Origin of the sequence: Granulicella arctica (assembly GCF_025685605.1) — a bacterium.
Lineage (GTDB): Bacteria > Acidobacteriota > Terriglobia > Terriglobales > Acidobacteriaceae > Edaphobacter > Edaphobacter arcticus.
On record NZ_JAGTUT010000001.1, the window covers coordinates 1,819,405 to 1,837,521 of the forward strand.

The 18,117-nt window shown below is 59.9% G+C and carries 10 protein-coding genes; 6 read left to right on the forward strand and 4 right to left on the reverse strand.

Annotated features, from left to right (window positions below; translation table 11 throughout):
- Positions 1 to 196 precede the first annotated feature (196 nt).
- The gene (locus tag OHL20_RS07395; RefSeq protein WP_263382558.1) at positions 197 to 1,846 is read left to right on the forward strand and encodes an alpha,alpha-trehalase; all 1,650 of its coding nucleotides are present in this window, start codon (positions 197 to 199) and stop codon (positions 1,844 to 1,846) included.
- A gap of 20 nt (positions 1,847 to 1,866) precedes the next feature.
- Here OHL20_RS07395 and OHL20_RS07400 read toward each other — a convergent pair whose 3' ends face one another.
- Positions 1,867 to 4,341: an amylo-alpha-1,6-glucosidase gene (locus tag OHL20_RS07400; protein ID WP_263382559.1), complete on the reverse strand. Its 2,475-nt coding sequence runs from the start codon at positions 4,339 to 4,341 to the stop codon at positions 1,867 to 1,869.
- 80 nt (positions 4,342 to 4,421) lie between these two features.
- Between OHL20_RS07400 and OHL20_RS07405 the strand changes: the two genes are divergently transcribed.
- Together OHL20_RS07405 and OHL20_RS07410 are read left to right on the forward strand one after the other, a co-directional pair.
- On the forward strand, positions 4,422 to 4,958 hold the full coding sequence (locus OHL20_RS07405; protein WP_263382560.1) for a hypothetical protein: 537 nt from the start codon (positions 4,422 to 4,424) through the stop codon (positions 4,956 to 4,958).
- A gap of 110 nt (positions 4,959 to 5,068) precedes the next feature.
- Positions 5,069 to 6,790: a tetratricopeptide repeat protein gene (locus OHL20_RS07410; RefSeq protein ID WP_263382561.1), complete on the forward strand. Its 1,722-nt coding sequence runs from the start codon at positions 5,069 to 5,071 to the stop codon at positions 6,788 to 6,790.
- Positions 6,791 to 6,821: 31 nt separating this feature from the next.
- Here OHL20_RS07410 and OHL20_RS07415 read toward each other — a convergent pair whose 3' ends face one another.
- On the reverse strand, positions 6,822 to 7,931 hold the full coding sequence (locus OHL20_RS07415; RefSeq protein WP_263382562.1) for a glycoside hydrolase family 130 protein: 1,110 nt from the start codon (positions 7,929 to 7,931) through the stop codon (positions 6,822 to 6,824).
- A gap of 60 nt (positions 7,932 to 7,991) precedes the next feature.
- Positions 7,992 to 11,687, reverse strand: a complete 3,696-nt coding sequence (locus OHL20_RS07420) for a TonB-dependent receptor (protein ID WP_263382563.1) — start codon at positions 11,685 to 11,687, stop codon at positions 7,992 to 7,994.
- 648 nt (positions 11,688 to 12,335) lie between these two features.
- On the opposite strand from OHL20_RS07420, the gene OHL20_RS07425 reads away from it, so the two are divergent.
- Together OHL20_RS07425 and OHL20_RS07430 are read left to right on the forward strand one after the other, a co-directional pair.
- Positions 12,336 to 14,204: a CRTAC1 family protein gene (locus OHL20_RS07425; RefSeq protein WP_263382564.1), complete on the forward strand. Its 1,869-nt coding sequence runs from the start codon at positions 12,336 to 12,338 to the stop codon at positions 14,202 to 14,204.
- A gap of 2 nt (positions 14,205 to 14,206) precedes the next feature.
- Entirely contained in the window at positions 14,207 to 15,958 is a 1,752-nt protein-coding gene (locus OHL20_RS07430; RefSeq protein WP_263382565.1) for a CRTAC1 family protein, read from the forward strand.
- Here the strand turns inward: OHL20_RS07430 and OHL20_RS07435 are convergent, their stop codons facing one another.
- On the reverse strand, positions 15,959 to 16,522 hold the full coding sequence (locus OHL20_RS07435) for a septal ring lytic transglycosylase RlpA family protein (protein WP_263382566.1): 564 nt from the start codon (positions 16,520 to 16,522) through the stop codon (positions 15,959 to 15,961).
- A gap of 217 nt (positions 16,523 to 16,739) precedes the next feature.
- Here OHL20_RS07435 and OHL20_RS07440 point away from each other — a divergent pair, with 217 nt between their 5' ends.
- Positions 16,740 to 18,116: an MBOAT family O-acyltransferase gene (locus tag OHL20_RS07440; RefSeq protein ID WP_263382567.1), complete on the forward strand. Its 1,377-nt coding sequence runs from the start codon at positions 16,740 to 16,742 to the stop codon at positions 18,114 to 18,116.
- Position 18,117 lies beyond the last annotated feature (1 nt).

The window sequence follows — 18,117 nt, forward strand, 5'->3', positions numbered from 1 at the left end:
ACCACCCTTTGCGGGTAAGGCTGCGAAGGGTGGGATGCCCGGCAGCGTAGGCCTGGCGGGCAGACGCAGATTCCCTTCGGGAATGACAACCAGAGAAGCAAGGGCAACGGCGAGCGCAGGAGATCTACGGCGTGGGTTCTTTGGGTGAGCGGACTACAATCATCTCGTTTGTTATTTGCTCTTTAAGGATGTTCGGATGAATGCTTTGCGTAGCAAGTGTGTCCTGCTGGTCTTGCTGGCGGCGGGAATTTCGGCGGACGGTTCGGCGCAGGTTGCGGCGGCTGATGCTGCCGACAATGCGAAGATCCTGACGTACATCAAGGGTGGTTGGGATACGCTGTCGCGGTCGATGTCGGAGTGTAAGTCGGTTGTGGATTTGAAGGTGACGACTGCGCCGATCCTGTACCTGCCTGCGGGTATGGCTACGCCTGCGTCGGTGGTGGCGATGCAGCAGCAGTGCAAGGTGCAGGTGGAGCATCTGCCGCGCAAGATCGACCACATGGGCGACGTGAAGGTGAGCGAGATCCCCAAGGAAGGTCTGCTGTACCTGCCGAACAAGTACGTGGTGCCGGGTGGGCGCTTCAACGAGATGTATGGGTGGGATAGCTACTTCATCCTGCTGGGGCTGGTGCAGGACGGTCGGACTGCGCTGGCGCAGGGGATGGTTGAGAACTTCTTCTTTGAGATTGAGAACTACGGGGCGATTCTGAATGCGAATCGGACTTACTTCTTTACGCGATCGCAACCGCCGCTGCTGACGTCGATGATTCGCGATGTGTATGAGCATCCTTCGGCGGATACGCCTGTCTCGAAGGAGTGGCTGGCGAAGGCTTATGGCTATGCTGAGCGGGATTATGCGTTGTGGACTCATAATCCGCATCTGGCTGGCAGCACAGGGCTGGCGCGGTATGAGGATCTGGGTGCTGGGCCGGTGCCGGAGATGGCGGATGATAGTGGATATTATCCGGATGTGATTCGGTGGCTGGTGGTGCATCCTGAGGCTCATACGAACTACCTTGTCGATGCACCGGAGAATCCCAATGCGGCGCAGGCGGCGGAGTTGGCAACGACTAGCTGCGATATTTCTACTTCGAAGGTGTGCGCGCGGGCCCATGTGGACGGGCATCGGCTGAGTGCTGATTTCTATCGCGGAGATCGGGCGATGCGGGAGTCGGGATTCGATTCGAGCTTCCGGTTTGGACCGTTCAGCGGATCGACGGATCACTATGCGCCAGTCTGTCTGAATAGCCTGCTTTATAAGTACGAGACGGACATGGCACTCTTCGCTACGGAGCTTGGGCGAAAGGCGGATGCGACGATGTGGACGAGTCGCGCGGCGGCGCGTAAGAAGGCGGTAGACAAGTACCTATGGGTCGCGGCGAAGGGCTTGTATGAGGACTATGACTTCTCTGCCGGGCAGTCCTCTTCGTATAACTACATCAGCACGTTCTACCCGCTGTGGGCGGGGATGGCGAGCCCGGCGCAGGCCAAGGCTGTGGCGGAACATCTTTCCCTCTTCGAGCATGATGGCGGGATCGCGATGAGCGAGACGACCTCGGGCGTGCAGTGGGATCTGCCGTTCGGATGGGCTCCGACGAACTGGCTGGCGGTGAGTGGACTGGCACGATACGGGTATGGCGCGGATGCGGCGCGGGTGGCTACGAAGTTTATGAGTACGGTGCGGCAGAACTATCTTTTGGATGGGACGATCCGTGAGAAATACAACGTGGTGAGCGGGTCGGCGAATGTGAAGGTTGCTGCGGGGTACAAGAGCAATGTGGTTGGGTTCGGGTGGACGAATGGGGTTTATCTGATGATGGAGGCTTTGGTGGGGCGGGGACAGTAGGGCAGCGGTAGATGCTGCGGCTACCAGTGGAGCGTTACGGTCTTGGGTTGGTAGCTGGTGCCGGGTGGGAAGGTGATCTTGAGGGTGTCGGCTTGGATGGTGGCGCCCTCGGCGGTGAGGCGGAGGTTGGGTTGGTTGCGGCGGAGCTTCAGGGTTTGGGTGGACGCCGCTTGAGCTTCGAGTTCGAGGGTCAGGGTGTGGGGAGTCTGGATCTGGTTGAGGACCTTCATCTGGGCGGTGCGGGCTCCCGGCAGAGGTAGGGATTGGGAGACGGCTACCTCGACGGGCGGGAGAGGGATGGTCAGGGTGGTGCCGTCTGTGGAGGCGTGGGCAGCTTTGTTGTTCGTGATGAGCCTGAAGGGCTTGCCGGTAACGGCGGTGCTACGGATGGTGAGGTTGGGGCCGGTGCGCTGATAGCTGAGATCGAGGATGCTGGTACCGGCATGGAGGTGGTGGACGGTGGCGGTCTCCCAGTCGGCAGGGAGGCTGGGGTTGAGGGTGAGGGTGTTGGCGGGGGCGTCGATGTCGATCCCGAAGAGGCCGCGGAGTGCGGGGATGATGACCATGGCGGAGGACCAGAGCTGGTGCGAGGTGCTGCGGCCGAACGGGTCGAAGTAGGCACCGGAGAGAAGTTCGGTGACGGCTCCGAGGTCCTGGGCGGTGGTGAGGTTGGCGGTCTGCATGAGGTGGGTGTAGCCCGCGAGGGGATGGTCAGTGCGGTACTCCGCGAGTGAGGCCCAGCCGGTAAAGAGCGGCCAGACGGAGCCCTGATGGTAGGAGATGGGATCGTAGACAGGATCGCTCTCGGCTACGTCGCGGAGGCCCCAGTCGGTGGAGAGGTCGTGCGAGGCCCAGAGGCGAAGGCTGGCTTCGGGGTGGGCCAGGCCGGGGGTGTTGGCGTTCCAGTAGGCCACGGCGGGGTAGATGGTGCGGGTGGGATCGACGGTGTTATCGGGGTTGTGGCTGAAGGCGTACTCGTGGGTGGCGGAGTTGTAATACTCGGCTTCTATTTTTGTTGTGAGGGTGAGAGCGCGGGCTTTGGCGGTGGCTGCGGTTGCGGTGTCGCCTAGAAGCGTTGATAGATCGGCCATGGCAGCAGAGGCTTGCTGGTCGAAGAGTGCCAGGTAGATCTCCTGGTGGGGCATGCCGTGGGGCCATGATTCGACCCAGCCAGTGCCCTGGGCGTTGTCGTAGATGCCGTCGCCGTCCGTATCGTGCGTAGTCTCGAAGGCCCAGGCTTTCTGGATGGCCTCGCGGTTCTGGCGAAGGTAGTCGAGGTCGCCGGAGGAGCGAACGTAGTCGAGCATCTGGGTGAGGAAAAGGGGCGTGGCATCGGCTGCGGCGTACATGTAAGGGAGCGATTTCCAATCGACGGCGGCAGCGGTTTGGGAGTACTCATGCATCATCTTGCCGTCGGCGCGTTGGCGCTTGATGAGGAAGTCAAGTTCGGCGCGGGTGAGGGCGAAGTCGCCGAAGCTGTTGACGGCGTAGAGGGTGTAGAGGGAGTCGCGACCAAAGAACCAACCGAAGCCGGGGCGGGCGGAGTCGCCAGAGGAGTAGTAGCCGGCGACGAGGCCGATTTCGCCTGAGGGTGCGCGGGCTTTGAGCTGCTCGATGGAGAGCTCGGCCCAGCGGAGATCGTCATTGAGTGCGGGGTCGGGCGTGGTGATGGTGGTAAGGTCCTGCTCGAGTCGGACGTACTTTGCAGCGTGGGCTTCGTAGATCTGGGGGAGGGTGCTGGCGAGGCTATCCAACTTTGCCTGGAGGGCGGCGTTGGTGGCTGTCTCGGGGGTGCGGCCCATGGCGAGGAGGAGCGGGACGTAGCGGTCGGCATCCCGCTTGGGGTCGTAGTGGAGCTTGAGTTCGAGGGGGTGGACCTGCGGCTTCTCCTGGTAGGGAGCCATGATGCCGGATTGGGCCCCAGGCATGGATACTGCGCCGGTGAGGTTAGGAAGGTCGGTATGGAGGATGTAGTGGCCGGTGGTGCCTTGGGCGACCCACTCGGCGGAGGGCACACCCTGGTTGGGCTGGGGCCACATCTGGAGCATGTCAGGAGTGAAGCTGAAGGTGAGGTCCATGGGACGGGTGGAGTCGATCTGGAAGAGAACTACGGCGCCGGTACCGTCGGGTGCGGTGTCGGGGGCGAACATGATCTGACGGATGGTGAAGGCGATGTGGGAGTAGGTGATGGTGGTGTGATCGGGGAAGACTTCGATCTCGCTGGCGGCGGCGTTGAGATCGATAGGGACGGAGTAGCCTTCGACGTTGGCGGTAATGGCGAAGTGGCTGAGGAGCTTGACGGGGAGAACCCAGGCCTCGAAGGTTCCCTCCTGCTGCCCGAGGAGCACGCCTCGCTCACCAGCGACGGTGAAGGGCTTTCCTGCCTCGACGTGGCTGTTGATGGTGAGGCCCGACTCGGAGATGGGAAACGGGGACTGGGCGGCGAGCACGGTCGCTGTGACGAGCAGGGTCAGGATCGGGACGATGTGTCGCATGGGCGGCCTCCAACATCAAAGACCTCTCAGTCTAACGCGGCATGAGCGGGTATGATGTTGCCTTGAATGGAGAACTTTGAATGAGCGTACGTTTGTTGCCATTGCTGCTGCTTGCCTGCATGTTGACCCCAGTGCTGAGTGTTGCCCAGCAGCCTGCTGCTACGGCGTCTTCTGCGCAACCCGGGGTGATTTCGGCTGCTGATGCGGCTCAGATTTTACCGGCTACGGTGTTTTTCCGGGGCTTAAGTGCGCCGATCCAGGGACGGAATTCGGGCGGGGTTCGCTTCGCGGATAAGAAGCTGATGCTGACGGCGTTGGTAGATACGTCCGGCTATTCAACGCAGGTGAAGGAAAAGTACCAAGCCTACCTGATCACGGAATCGGCGATCGAGATTGGTGGCCAGAAGCTTGCTCCGGGGGCGTATGGCTGCGGGTTTGTCGGGGATGACAACTTTGTGGTGCAGGATATCGGGGCGCATGACCTGTTCACCGTGAAGTCGGTGCGGGATGCCGGTCTGCGTCGTCCTACACCGCTGCAGGTGGTCGTTGCGACGGATGGCGGCTATCGGCTGTATGCGGGCCGGAGCTATGTGTCGTTCAAGTTGGCTGGGCAGTAAGTGGTGGCTCGAGCGGCTACCGCGGATCTACGCGGATGATGCGGATTTGAGAAGAGGCAAAGGCGAGATATGGGGTCTTCGCTTTGCTCAGGATGCAGAGTGATTGTGCCATGAATTTTCTTGCTTATTGTGTGCTGTTTCTGCAGACCTCGCAGCAGGTGCAGTCGGCGGATGCTGCGTTTCATGCGGGGTACGCGGCTATGTCCAAGGGAGATCTTGCGGCTGCGGATGCGGCGTTTGCGCAGGCGGTGCGGCTGACGCCGAAGGTGGCCGCGGGGCACAGTGCGTATGGTGCGGTGCTGCTGGCCGAGGGGCGAGTTGCGGCAGCTGTTCCTGAGTTGGAGACAGCGCATCGACTTGACCCGAAGGATGATACGGCTGCGTTGAACCTTGCGATCGCCTACAGCGGGCAGCGGCGGTATGCGGACTCGGCGGGGCTGTTTCGTGGTTTGAGTTCAAAGACGAGCCTGACGGCTGAGGCTTCGCTGGCCTACGCGACGGCTTTGGTGGCGACGGGTGACGGGGCTGGTGCGGTCGAGCAGGTACGGCGTGCGTTGGTGGAGGCTCCGGAGAATGCGGGGCTGCATGATGCGCTGGGTGCGGTGTTGGCTCAGCAGGAGCACTATGTCGAGGCCGAGCCCGAGTTAAAGCGGGCGGTGACGCTCGATGGTGGGCTGGCTGCGGCACATCTTCATCTTGGATCGTTGTACCTAGTCCAGCATAAGACCGAGTTGGCGATTGCGGAGCTAACGAAGGCGGCGAGCCTTGCTCCGGACGATCTGGCTACGCTGCTGCAGCTTGGGCGGGCGCAGATGACGACTCGGCAGGATGGTGCGGCCTTGACTACGTTGCGTCATGCAGTGGCGGTTGCCCCGGCCTCGAGCGATGCTACATACGCGCTGGCGCTGGCGCTTCAGAACGCCGGGCAGAGCAAGGAGGCGCTGCCGCTGTTCCAGAGGGCTGCGGCTGCGAAGCCGGGAGTTGGAGCGGTGCTGACGAACTATGCGCTGGCGCTGGTGCAGACGGGGAACGCGAAGGAGGCGGTGCCGCTGTATGAGCGGGCGCTGAAGCTGGATGCGACAAGTCCGGTGCTGCGTGAGGATCTTGGCGTGGCGTTTCTACAGCAGAACGATCTGGACCATGCGATCGAGGAGTTCCAGGATGGGCTGGCGCTGCCGAATCAGGGTGCTCCGATTACGGCTGAGCTGCACTATGACCTTGGGCTGGCGATGAAGCTGAAGGACAAGCTGCCCGCGGCGATTGCCGAGTTTGAGCTGGCGGAGAAGTTCGATCCGGAGCTACCCGATCCGCCGTATACGCTGGGCGTGCTCTACATGCAGACGGGCAAGTTTGCGGAGGCCGCGGCAGCGATGGAGCGGGCGGCCAGCATGCAGCCGGAGAACGGCGAAGGGTGGGCGATCCTCGGGAATATCTACAAGGAGTTGGGCCAGCCGGACAAGGCGGTCGTGGCGCTGCGGCGCGGGATTGCGCTGGTGCCGGCACAGCCTAGTCCGCACATTACGCTGGCGGCGATTCTGGCTCAGCAGGGGGATCGCGAGGGCGCGGCGGCGGAGCGGAAGAAGGGTGCGGAGCTGAGCCGAATCGCCGTGAGTCGGCAACGAGCTAACTTTGCGCTGAACAGTGGGACGGCCCTGTTGAAGGAAGGCAAGGTTGTGGAGGCGATTGCCCAATTACAGGGTGCGGTGGAGGCCGATCCGGGGTATGCCGCGCCGCATCGTGCGCTTGCGGAGGCTCTGGAGCGCAAGGGGAATGTAGGAGATGCAGCGGTGGAGCGGCAGAAGGCTGAGTCGCTTGAAAAGCGGCTGGAGTAAGTGGCTGCTGAGGGAAAAGCTTTCCACCTATTTATTTTTCCGGGGCGGTGACTACACCTACGGCTGAATCGGCGCAGCCGTAGTAGAGGAACCACTTGTGGTGGAAGTGGACTAAGCCTTCGGCGAAGGTGGTTCCGGCTACGTACTGGCCCGTCTTCTCGTAAGGCATCTCTGGTTTGAGGGCGGTTTGCGCCTGATGCTCGATGAAGGCTGCGGGATTGTCTGCTTTAAAGAGGGCTTCGCCAGCGGCGTAGGCGTTGGCACCGAGAGTGGGATCGCCGGTGGCGGGATCGTTTTTGCCGTTGTAGAGGACGACGATGCCAACGCTCGTGAGGACGGGCGGTGGGCCTACCTCGGGGAAGCCGCTGTCGAAGTGGCCGGGGCGGCGGGTAAGAACCTCGAGCGGCGCACCTGCGGGAGTTTCGACGGGGGTCCAGTGAATGAGGTCGGGTGAGGTGGCGAGATGGAGTGCGCCTTCGCCCCAGTACATCCAGTATTGCCCGTTGATCTTTGCAGCGAGGAGGCGGTCTCCTGCGAGGTGGGTGACGATGCCGCCGGATTTGTATTGGAGATGGTCATACTTGCCGCCTGCGGCTCCGAGGAAGGCCGGGCCGTACTTGGTCCAGTGAAGGAGGTCTTTGGAGGTGGCGATGCCGATGGAGTAGGTGATGCGGTTCCACTGGGTGTAGGTGAGAACGTAGGTGCCGTCGTCGGACTCGACGATGCGAGGATCTTCGACGCCACCGGGCCACTCGCGGGACTTCTGAGCATCTTCGGCGGGGTAGAAGACAGGTTCGGGGAGACGGGTGAAGTGGAGGCCATCGTCGCTCTGGGCCAAGCCAAGGCGAGAGGTGTGGAGGCCGATCTGCATGCGGCCGGTGTCGTCTTCGGCGCGATAGAGGACGAAGACCTTGCCGTTGCGGACGACGGCTGCGGGGTTGAAGGTGTGGAGCGCCTCCCAGTGGACGGGGCCGTCGTGGATGGCCGGATCTTGGATGGGATCGCTGAAGAGCGTTGCCTTGTCGGGAATGATGACGGGAGCGTTCACCGGACGGGTGAAGAGGCCGATGGTCCACTGCTGGGCAAGACCGGACGCGGCACACAAGAGGAGGAAGGGCACGAGATGGAGGAGTCTGTTCATGAGGTGTGACTTAAAAAGATCGAGAGGAGCCGAAGCTCCCCTCGATCGAGTCTAGTCTGCCTAGAACTGCAGGCGGCCTGAGAATTGCAGTTGACGTGGGTTGGAGGTGTTGTTGGGGTAAGCGCCGCTTGAGATGGAGCCGCCCTGATCGATATTGCCGTTTGGAGTGCCCCAGTTGATGTGGTTGAAGGCGTTGTAGCCGTCAGCACGGAGTTGGAAGCTGATCTTCTCGCGAATCTCGAAGTCCTTCTGGACCGAGATATCGGTGTTGAAGAAGTTCGGTCCGAAGGCCGAGTTACGGCCAGCGCTGCCGATCGTATCAAGAGCAGGGAGTGAGAACGCTCCAGAACCATCAACCGGGGTGATGTCGTAGTACGAAAGACCGCTCGGTCCTCCAGGAAAGCCCGTGACATGCGTGTGAAGCTGTTTCGGATTTCCATTGATGTAGCGTGGTGCTGAGCCTGGAACCCAATTGCCAGCCTGTGCACTCAACGTATACGGAAGACCGCTTGAGTAGTTGACGACCGGACTGATCTGGTAGCCGCTGACGATCTGGTCGATGATGCGGTTGGTGTGCGCGAGGAAATGCTTATTATGGCCGAACGGGAGTTCGAGCATACCGTAGACGATGACCTGCTGCTGGCGGAGGCTCGAATCACGGCCCCTTGCTGCTGCATGGCTCCACGTAGCGAAGCCGGTTTGCTCGCTAAGCGACTTCTGCCAGGCGTAGTTTGCGTTGAGGGAGTAGCCATGCGCGATGATCTTGGTGAACGTCACCTGAAGAGCGTTGTAGGAGGTGTTCAGATCGTCGCCAAAGTAGGTGATGCTCTGATTCCAACCACAGCCGCCGTTGGGTGCGTTGTGGTTCGTGCCGTCCGCGTTGTAGGTTGCGTCGGAGCAGGCTGCAAGCTTGCCGCCGTAGTAGCGCTGCAGGAAGACCTGGTTGCTGACCGCTCCACTCGCGGGGATAAGGACTGAGTTTGCGATCGGCTGGCCATTTGTACCCAAGATGCCGCCGGCCGCGCAATTCGCTCCGGCAGGATAGCAATTACCTGCCGTTGCCGAAGGATCATAGTGAAGCGGCTGCCCGTTCACGCTGTATTGAGCGGGCAGAAAGATTGCTGCTTCATTGGGGTTGGTCGTGTTGCCGGAGTTGTCGCCGAAGGTGTGTGTTCCCTTGTTGCCGACGTACGCAATCGTCATCGATAGGGTCGGGGTGAAGGACTGCTGAAGAGCGAGGTTCCATGCGTCAAGGGTAGGAAGCCGGAGGGTGGTGGGGCGCGACCGCCCGCTGGAGTTGTAGCCCTGGTTGGGTAGGAGACCGCTGGCCGGTACTGCGGGGAATACAAAAGCCTGCGGTCCCGTCGCCAGCGAGAAGGCCGCCGTTGTGTCGGTTGCGTTGTCTCCGCCGGGAGCGGTAAGCGCCTGGTTAGCGAGGACCGGCAGATTCTGCGTGGCCGAGTGACCGAAGACGGAGCCAAAGACGCCGATATCGAAGCTGCGTCCATAGCCTGCGCGGATGACCGTGTTGGGCATCGCCTGGTAGGCAAGACCAAGGCGGGGAGCGTAGGTGCCGGTCGCGGGACTCTGATTCATGTTGGTTTGGATCGGACCTACACCTGCTACCTGGAGGTAGCCGGTATCAAGATTCAGCAAAGCACCTTGAGCAGCACCGTTGACGGCTTCGGGCATGTAGGCCTCGTAGCGGAGGCCGTAGTTGACGGTCAGCTTCTGTGTGGCGCGCCAGGTATCCTGCGCGTAACCGAAGGCACGCTTCTGGAACTCCTTCGCATTGGTCGAGGTGCTGACGTAGCGCTGGAGCTGGGTGACCTGACCAGTAAGGAAGGAGGCCATGCCAAGTCCGTTGTTGTTGGTACCGTCGCTGGTGGGACCGGTACCAAAGGTCAGGATGCCGGTGCGGTTGTTATCGCTGGGAACGCGGAGGTTGCGGGCGTAGCGGAGATCGACACCAAACTTGATGGAGTGATTTCCGATGGTCTTGGTCCAGTTGTTAGCGACCTGGTACTGATCCTCACGCTCGGTGAGCGGGCAGTTGCAACGGTTGATGTTGAGACCGGAGCCGTACTGTGGTCCGCGTGACTGATTGTTGTTTGCAGAACCGTAGCTGCCAGCCTCGGTGATGTTGAAGGCAGGTGCGCCGTTGGTGATGGCAGCACCGGTGTTCAAGCCGGGGATGCCAAGCTGCGTGGCAAAGGGCACGGTCTGGTCATACTTGGAGGTAGCGATGTCGTAGCGGAAGTAGCCGAGGCGGACGTCCGTGACGAGCCTGCTGTTGAGAGCGTAGTCAACACCGGCGGCGACGCTATCGTTCGCACCCTTGGAGGTGCCGCCGAAGTCGCCGATGCCGAAGCCTGCTCCGCCGGCCGCGCCGAAGATGGTGGTGCCGGTGAGCGTATCGGTGAAGCGGCTGAAACGACCGAAGACGTGGGTGCGGGCGTTCAGGGTGTAATCACCACGCACATCCCACTGGTCGGCGTTGAAGCCGCCGGTGCCGCTGGCGGAGTAGTTCTGGACAAGGCCGCTGGTGGTGCTGCCGTTGACGGTATTCGGAGCGAAGGGCTGGAGGAGCTTGAGGACGCCGAGCGCCTGCGGAGAGAGGTCCGACTGGGGAACGATGCTATTAGCGTATGCGACGCGCTGGCCACCTACGGTGTGGAAGATGGGGCCGGTAACCTTGGTGTATTCACTGAAGTTGCAACCTGCGCCAGAGAGGCAGGAGGTGGTGAGGAGGGACGTGGGAACCGTCTGCTGAATGGCGATGCCGCTCTTCTGGCGGGTGCCCTGATAATCGCCGAAAAAGAAGAGCTTGTCCTTGAGGATGGGACCGCCGATAGAGCCACCGAACTGGTTCTTGAGGCCTACCGGGAAGGGGTTGGATGCGCTGAGGGTGCCCTGCGGGCCGGTGCTCTGCGTGAAGGGGTCGCGAGCAAGCTGGGCGTTGCTCTGGCGATAGTCGAAGGCGGAGCCGTGGAAGCTGTTGGTTCCGGACTTGGTCTGGGCGGTGACAACAGACGAGACGGCCTTGCCGAACTCAGCGTCGTAGTTCTGCGTGGTGATCTTGCTCTCGGAGAGGGCGTCAGCGTTGGGGTTGACGACGATGATGCCGAGGATGGGGTCCTGGTTGTCGGTGCCGTCGAGTTGGAAGGCGGTACCGGCGAAGGACTGGCCGTCTACTTCAATCTGCAGGCTGCCTTGTGGGTTTTCACTGGCGGCGTGGGTAAAGCCCAGCTGCTGGGCGCCGGGGAGGAGAAGCTGGAGGCCCGTGAAGTTGCGGCCGGGGATTGGGAGGTCTACAAACTCTTTGCCGCTGAAGATCGTGGAGACGTCGGCGCGATCCGTCTTGAGCTGGGGTACGGAATCGGCATTGACGGTGATGGTCTCACCGGCGGCGTCACCAACCTCGAGGGCTGCGGTGATCTTGGTCGAGGTATCGGCGAAGATCTGGAGACCCTTCTGCTGATAGCCCTTGAAGCCGGCGATGGAGATCTTGACCTCGTAGGGGTCGGGGATAAGGTGGTCGACGGTGAACTCACCGCTGGCGTTCGACTGTACCGAGTCGCTGGAGCCTTTGGCGGTATCGGTGACCGTGATGGTGGCGTTCGGAACGACAGCACCGGAGTTGTCGGTAACTGTTCCGTAGATCGATCCATAGACTGCCTGGCCGAAGCCTGACGATGATAGAAGGAGGGCACACACTCCCAGACACATCATGCCGCGAATCATTTTGGTTTGCATCCTGTTCTCCCCTTGACGTCCCGAAGTGCGGACAAGTGTTGCCGTTTGAAGCTTTAATGTCTTGCGTGTCGCCTGCCACCCAAGGTGCAGCGGATCAGGGAGCACATCATTGTGGAACGTTCTGCATTGTGAACGGCTAGATAGTTGGTTCTAAAGCAATTCGGAAAATACGCGGGCGAATACGAGTGTGTCAATGCTCTTTCTGAGGGAGAGCAGGCGAAGTAACGAGTGAATCCGTGTTGACAGCTTGCGGCGTTCTTGAGAAGACGTTTACACGATTACAGAAAATTGACATAGAAGAATTAATTGTAGCGTCAAGTTATTGATTGCGTTTGACTTATCCACCTAAAACGCTTCACTTCGAGCTCGAGCGGAATTCAAAAAACCATAGTGACAGGTCCCCGATTTACATAGAATATTTTTTTGAGTCATGCTCATTGTGTATACAGATTAGAGGTGTTTTGAGAAGCAGCCTTTGCGTGCTCACCTTCTCTGATCGTGATCCGGATGGAGCATGAAGGCTTGTTTGTCGTCTCATCCCGTTGTTCTCTATACTCAGCATTCTGTCTGTTTATCTGGACACGCCGACCTCGACCGGCCGCGTGTGACTGACTCGACTGCCCAGAGGACCTCTGGAGATTGGCAACTTTGAGCCCGGACCGCCGTAGCTTTCTTCGTTCCCTTTCAGCCAGCGCTCTTGTCCTGTCGCTGGATGATGTTCTGGCCCTGGCCTCGCCTGTATCGGCGCAGATGGGCGAACAGACAGGCGGACAGATTGGCTCGCGACCGACCTATGAGACGAAGCCGCAGGCGGCTCCGAAGGGTGCACCTTCGCCCGTGACGGGGACACCGCTCGGGGTGAGTTTTATCGATGTGGCACGGGCTTCAGGGCTGAACGCAAAGACGATCTATGGGGGCGAGCACAAGAACAAGTACCTGCTCGAGACGACAGGGTGTGGTGTGGCCTTCTATGACTACGACCATGATGACTGGCTGGATATCTTTATGGTGAATGGATCGCGGCTGGAGGGCTTCGCGAAGGGGCAGGAGCCGATCTCGCGGCTATTCAAGAACAATCGCGATGGGACGTTTACGGACGTTACGCTGAAGGCGGGGCTTGGCCATAGCGGATGGGGGCAGGGCTGCTGCGTTGGGGACTATGACAACGATGGGTGGGATGACTTGTTCGTCAGCTACTACGGGCAGAACGTGCTGTATCGGAATAATGGGAACGGGACGTTTACGGATGTAACGGTCAAGGCCGGGTTGACGCAGGCGAATGCTGCAACGAAACCTCGTTGGAACTCCGGATGTGCGTTTCTTGACTACGATCGCGATGGTCATCTCGACCTGTTTGTGGCGAACTATATCGACTTCGATATCAAGACCGCTCCCCTGCCGGAGGCGGCGGGCTGCTCCTATAAAGGCATCCAGGTGGCGTGCGGACCGCCGGGGCTGCAGGGCGGGAAGAACATTCTGTATCACAACAACGGCGATGGAACCTTTAGCGATGTTTCGCAGAAGGCGGGCATGTGGGAGACGGTGGGGACGTATGCGCTGAGCGTGTCGGTATCGGATATCGACAACGATGGATGGCCGGACATCTATGTTGCGAATGATTCGACGGCTGCGACGCTTTACCAGAACCAGAAGAATGGGACGTTCAAGGATATTGCGATCGAGACGGGCGTCGCCTACTCGCCGGACGGTAAGCCACAGGCGGGGATGGGCGTGTCCATTGGGGATTTTAATCGGGACGGCCTGTTCGACATTGTGAAGACGAACTTTGCGGGAGATACGGATTCGCTGTATCTGAATCTTGGGGATGGGTCGTTTGAGGACCGTACGTACCTGTCGGGGCTTGGGGTCAATACGCGGTACCTGGGGTGGGGTGTTGGGTTCTTCGACATGGACAACGATGGATGGCTGGACATCCTGATCTCGAATGGCCATGTCTACCCGGAGGTGGATGGGACGAAGATCGACTCTTCGTACGCGCAGCATAAGTACCTTTACCGGAATCTGCGGAACGGGCAGTTTGAAGATGCCACGGCGCAGGGTGGTGCGGGCATCAACGATGCGGTTGCGGCGCGGGGGTGCGCGTTTGGCGACTTCGATAACGATGGCGACATCGATGTGGTGGTGAACTGCGTGAACAGCTTGCCACAGCTTTTGCGCTGCGACTCAACGACGGGGCGCAACTGGATCAAAATCCGGACGGTGGGGGTGAAGGCGAATCGGTCTGGGATTGGAGCGCGGATCAGTGTGACGACACAAACAAGTGGCAAGCCGTTTGTACAGGTGGAAGAGGTGCGGAGCGGCGGCAGCTATTACTCTCAGAATGACCTGCGGATTCACTTTGGTCTGGATCGTGCGATGAAGGCGGATGCGGTGGAGATTTGGTGGCCTTCGGGCACGGTGGATACGCTGAAGAATCTTGATGCGAACCATCTGTATGTAATCCAGGAAGGTGGCAAAGTCCTCAGGACAATGGCCATGGGAGCGGGAAAGTCTTAGTTATGTGCAAGCAAGCTCTACGTGGATTGGCGGCAGGATTGTTGATTGCCGTTACGGCATCCGTTGCGACTTTGGCGCAGCAGCCCTATGCGCCATCGGGGGAGCATCCGGCTCCGGCGTGGTTTGTCGATGAGGCGGGCAAGGCCGGGATTACGGTTCGTAATGTGAATGGAAGCGTGGATACGAAGCGCTACATCATCGAGACGACGGGGTCGGGTGTGGCAATTCTGGATTACGACCGGGACGGGTGGCCGGATATCTTTCTCGTGAACGGCACGACGATGCAGGGTGCGCAGAGCAGTGAGCAAGCCACGAGTCACCTCTTTCACAACAACCATGACGGAACGTTTACCGATGTGACCGTGAAGGCGGGGCTAGTCTCGACAGCGTGGGGACAGGGCGCGTGCGTTGGGGACTATGACAATGACGGTAACGAGGATGTGTTCGTTACGGGCTATGGAAAGAATCGGCTGTTCCACAACGAGGGGAATGGGACCTTCAAGCAGGTAGCGGAGCAGGCAGGCGTTGCGGGGACGGGCAAGGAGTGGGGGACAGGGTGCGCCTTCGTTGACTACGATCGCGATGGAAAGCTTGATGTGGCGGTGGCGAACTATGTCCATCTCGACCTGGCGCATACACCCGCACCGGGTGAGGGTGCGGGGTGCCAGTGGAAGGGTGTCCCGGTGATGTGCGGGCCGCGCGGGTTGCCAAGTGCGCCGAATGTGCTGTTCCACAATGTCGGTGGTGGCAAGTTTGAGGATGTGAGTAAGGCGAGTGGGATCGAGCAGACTACGGGGCACTACTGCTTCTCGATCACGACGCTCGACTATAACGATGATGGCTGGCCGGACCTGTATGTGGCCTGTGACTCGACCCCGGCGATTCTCTATAAGAACAATCACGACGGAACGTTTACGGATGTGGGGCCTGATGCTGGTGTGGCGTTCAATGAGGATGGGCGGGAGCAGGCTGGGATGGGTTCGACCGCTGCGGACTATGACGGCGACGGGCGGATCGACCTGTTCAAGACGAACTTCTCGGATGACACTTCGACCCTGTATCACAACAACGGCGACGGGACGTACAACGATGTGACCTTCCCTGCCGGGCTTGGGATCAACACCGATGCGCTGGGCTGGGGCGCGATGTTTGTCGATATCGATAATGATGGGTGGCCTGACCTGCTGATTGCGAACGGCCATGTCTATCCCGAGGTCGATTCGGCGAAGCTTGGAGCGATGTATCGGGAGCCGCGACTGCTCTATGGCAATCTTGGAAATGGGAAGTTTCGGGATCTCAGCAAAACGGCGGGGCCGGGTTTGACTGAGGCGAAGGCGAGTCGCGGGCTGGCGATCGCCGATCTCTTCAACGATGGGCGGCTTGAGGCGGTGGTCAATAACCTGAACGACAAGCCGATGCTGCTGGTGAATATGGTGAAGAACCAGAACCACTGGATCACGCTGCGGTTGATTGGCACGACGTCCAATCGCGACGCGATCGGGGCGCGGGTGACGCTGACTGGATTGAAGCGGAAGTGGGTGGATGAGGTGCGGAGCGGGTCGAGCTACAACTCTTCAAGCGATCTGCGGATGCACTTCGGGCTGGGCGCAGAGACGCATGTGGATAGCGTCAGTGTGCGATGGCCTGATGGCAGGAGAGAGATGTTTCCGGCGCTGGCGGCAGTGGATCGGATCGTTGAGATTACCGAGGGCAAGGGGCGTTATGAACAACCCCCTGCTGGAGGAAAGCGCTAGCTACTGGGCTTCCGCTGTCGCGGCGTTTTGAATGGAGTCGGAGACTCTGGCTTCAGCCACCTCTGCTGCTGCCTGCTTCCTGGTGAGGACTTCGAGCCGGACGGGAGCGGTGCCGAGCGAACGGATGCCTAGCTTCTCAGCAGCACCGCGGGAGAGGTCGATGACGCGGTCGGCGAAGAGGACGCCGCGATCATTGATGCGAACGATGACGGACTTGCCGCTGTGCGTATCGACGACGCGCACCATGGTGCCGAAGGGCAGGGTACGGTGGCAGGCGGTCATCTGATTCATGTCGAAGGTTTCGCCGCTGGCAGTCTTATGACCATTGAGGACGGCTCCGTACCAAGAGGCAATGCCGCTCATCGAAGGACGGCGGAGGAACGAGAATCGCTTTCTAGGAGTGGCAGCAGGGGCGAGAGTCGCTGCGGCGGGAATGAATGTGGGGGTCTCGGTCTGGGACGGAGGAGTCACGTCGAAGGGGTGATTGGTGATGCCCGGGATAGACATCATCAACAGGGCGACCATGGAACAACCGGCTACGCGAATTTCGTTTGTAAGAAGCAAATAGTCTCCTGCGCCGAAATTGCTTTCCGACTCCAACCAGTTTACGCCTCTCACGGAAGATCGCCAAGTTAAGCAGCGACTGTTATCTACTTTGCAATCATCGTTTTGCGAGTTCGCGCAAGTTGTTTAGAGGGGGTATCGACTCTCTCACTTGTGTTAGGGGGAGGACGGGATAGTCTGGAAACTCAGGATCTTAGCTGATCTTTGACAGGTCTCCATGCAGCTCAGTACGCCCTCCTTTTTTGTTTTCTTCCTTACCGTTTGGCTGCTCTACTGGGCGGCGGCGCAGTTCCGTGCGGCGCGACTGCTGGTGCTGCTGGCCGCGAACGGCTTCTTTCTTGCGAAGTTTGGACTGCTTTACCTGGCGCTGCCTGCGGCGGCTTCCATTGACTTTCTGATCGGGCTTGGGCTTTCGCGAAGTGCTTCGAATGCTGCGCGACGATTGCTGGTGGGACTTTCGCTGCTGATGAACCTTGGGCTGCTGGTGACGCCTAAAATTCTTGCGTTGCGCACGGGAGATCGATACTCGTGGCTGCTGACGCTGAGTTTGTCGTTCTATTGCTTCCAGGCTTTGACGTACACGATCGACCTGTACCGGCGGGATGACGACGCGCGGGCGACGCGAAACCTGTTTGCTTATCTTGGTGCGGCATTGTTCTTCCCGGTGCTGGTGGCGGGACCGATTTTGCGGCTGCATGGCTTTTTGAAGCAGCTTCTGGAGCCGCCGTCGCTGACCAATTCACAGGCTGGGCGCGCGCTGCTGCTGATCGGCATTGGGCTGGTAAAGAAGCTGCTGATTGCGGATTTTCTTGGGCAGAATCTGGTAGGACGGATCTTCGATACACCTACCTTATATAGCGGGGCGGAGGTGCTGGCGGGCGTGTACGGGTATGCGCTGCAGCTCTTCTTCGACTTCTCGGGCTATACGGATATCGCGATGGGTGTAGGGCTGCTACTGGGTTTGAAGCTGCCGGAGAACTTTCGCCAGCCGTATCTTTCGATCAACATGATGGAGTTCTGGCGGCGATGGCACATTACGTTTTCGGAATGGCTGCGGGACTACCTGATGGAGTCCCTGCCGCAGCGGAGGCGGCAGTTTCCGCTAAGCTCCTACTGCTATAGCGTGATACTGACGATGATGCTGGGTGGATTGTGGCATGGGCTGGGCTGGACGTTTCTGATCTGGGGCGCGCTGCATGGCGTGGCGCTGGCAACTGTGCGGCTTTGGAAGCAGGCACGTAAGGGGTCGAAGCCCACGGTGTGGGGTAAGTGGGTGTCGGTGCTGCTGACGTTCAATTTTGTGTGCTTTACGTGGATCTTTTTCAATGCGTCTTCGCTGGGAAATGCACTGGCGATTCTGCAGCGTATTGGATCGAACACGTGGTCAGTCGATAATCTGACGCTGCCGATTGTGCTGGTGATGGTGTTTGCGGCAGTGGCCCATTGCCTGCCATTAAAGTGGCTGGATGGTTCGGCTGAGCTTATAGGGCGCGCTCCATTCTGGGTGCAGGGTGCGGCTTTAGCGGCGCTTGTGCTGATCATTCAGACCATCTCCGGGCGTGGCGCTGCGCCATTTGTGTACGGGAACTTCTGAC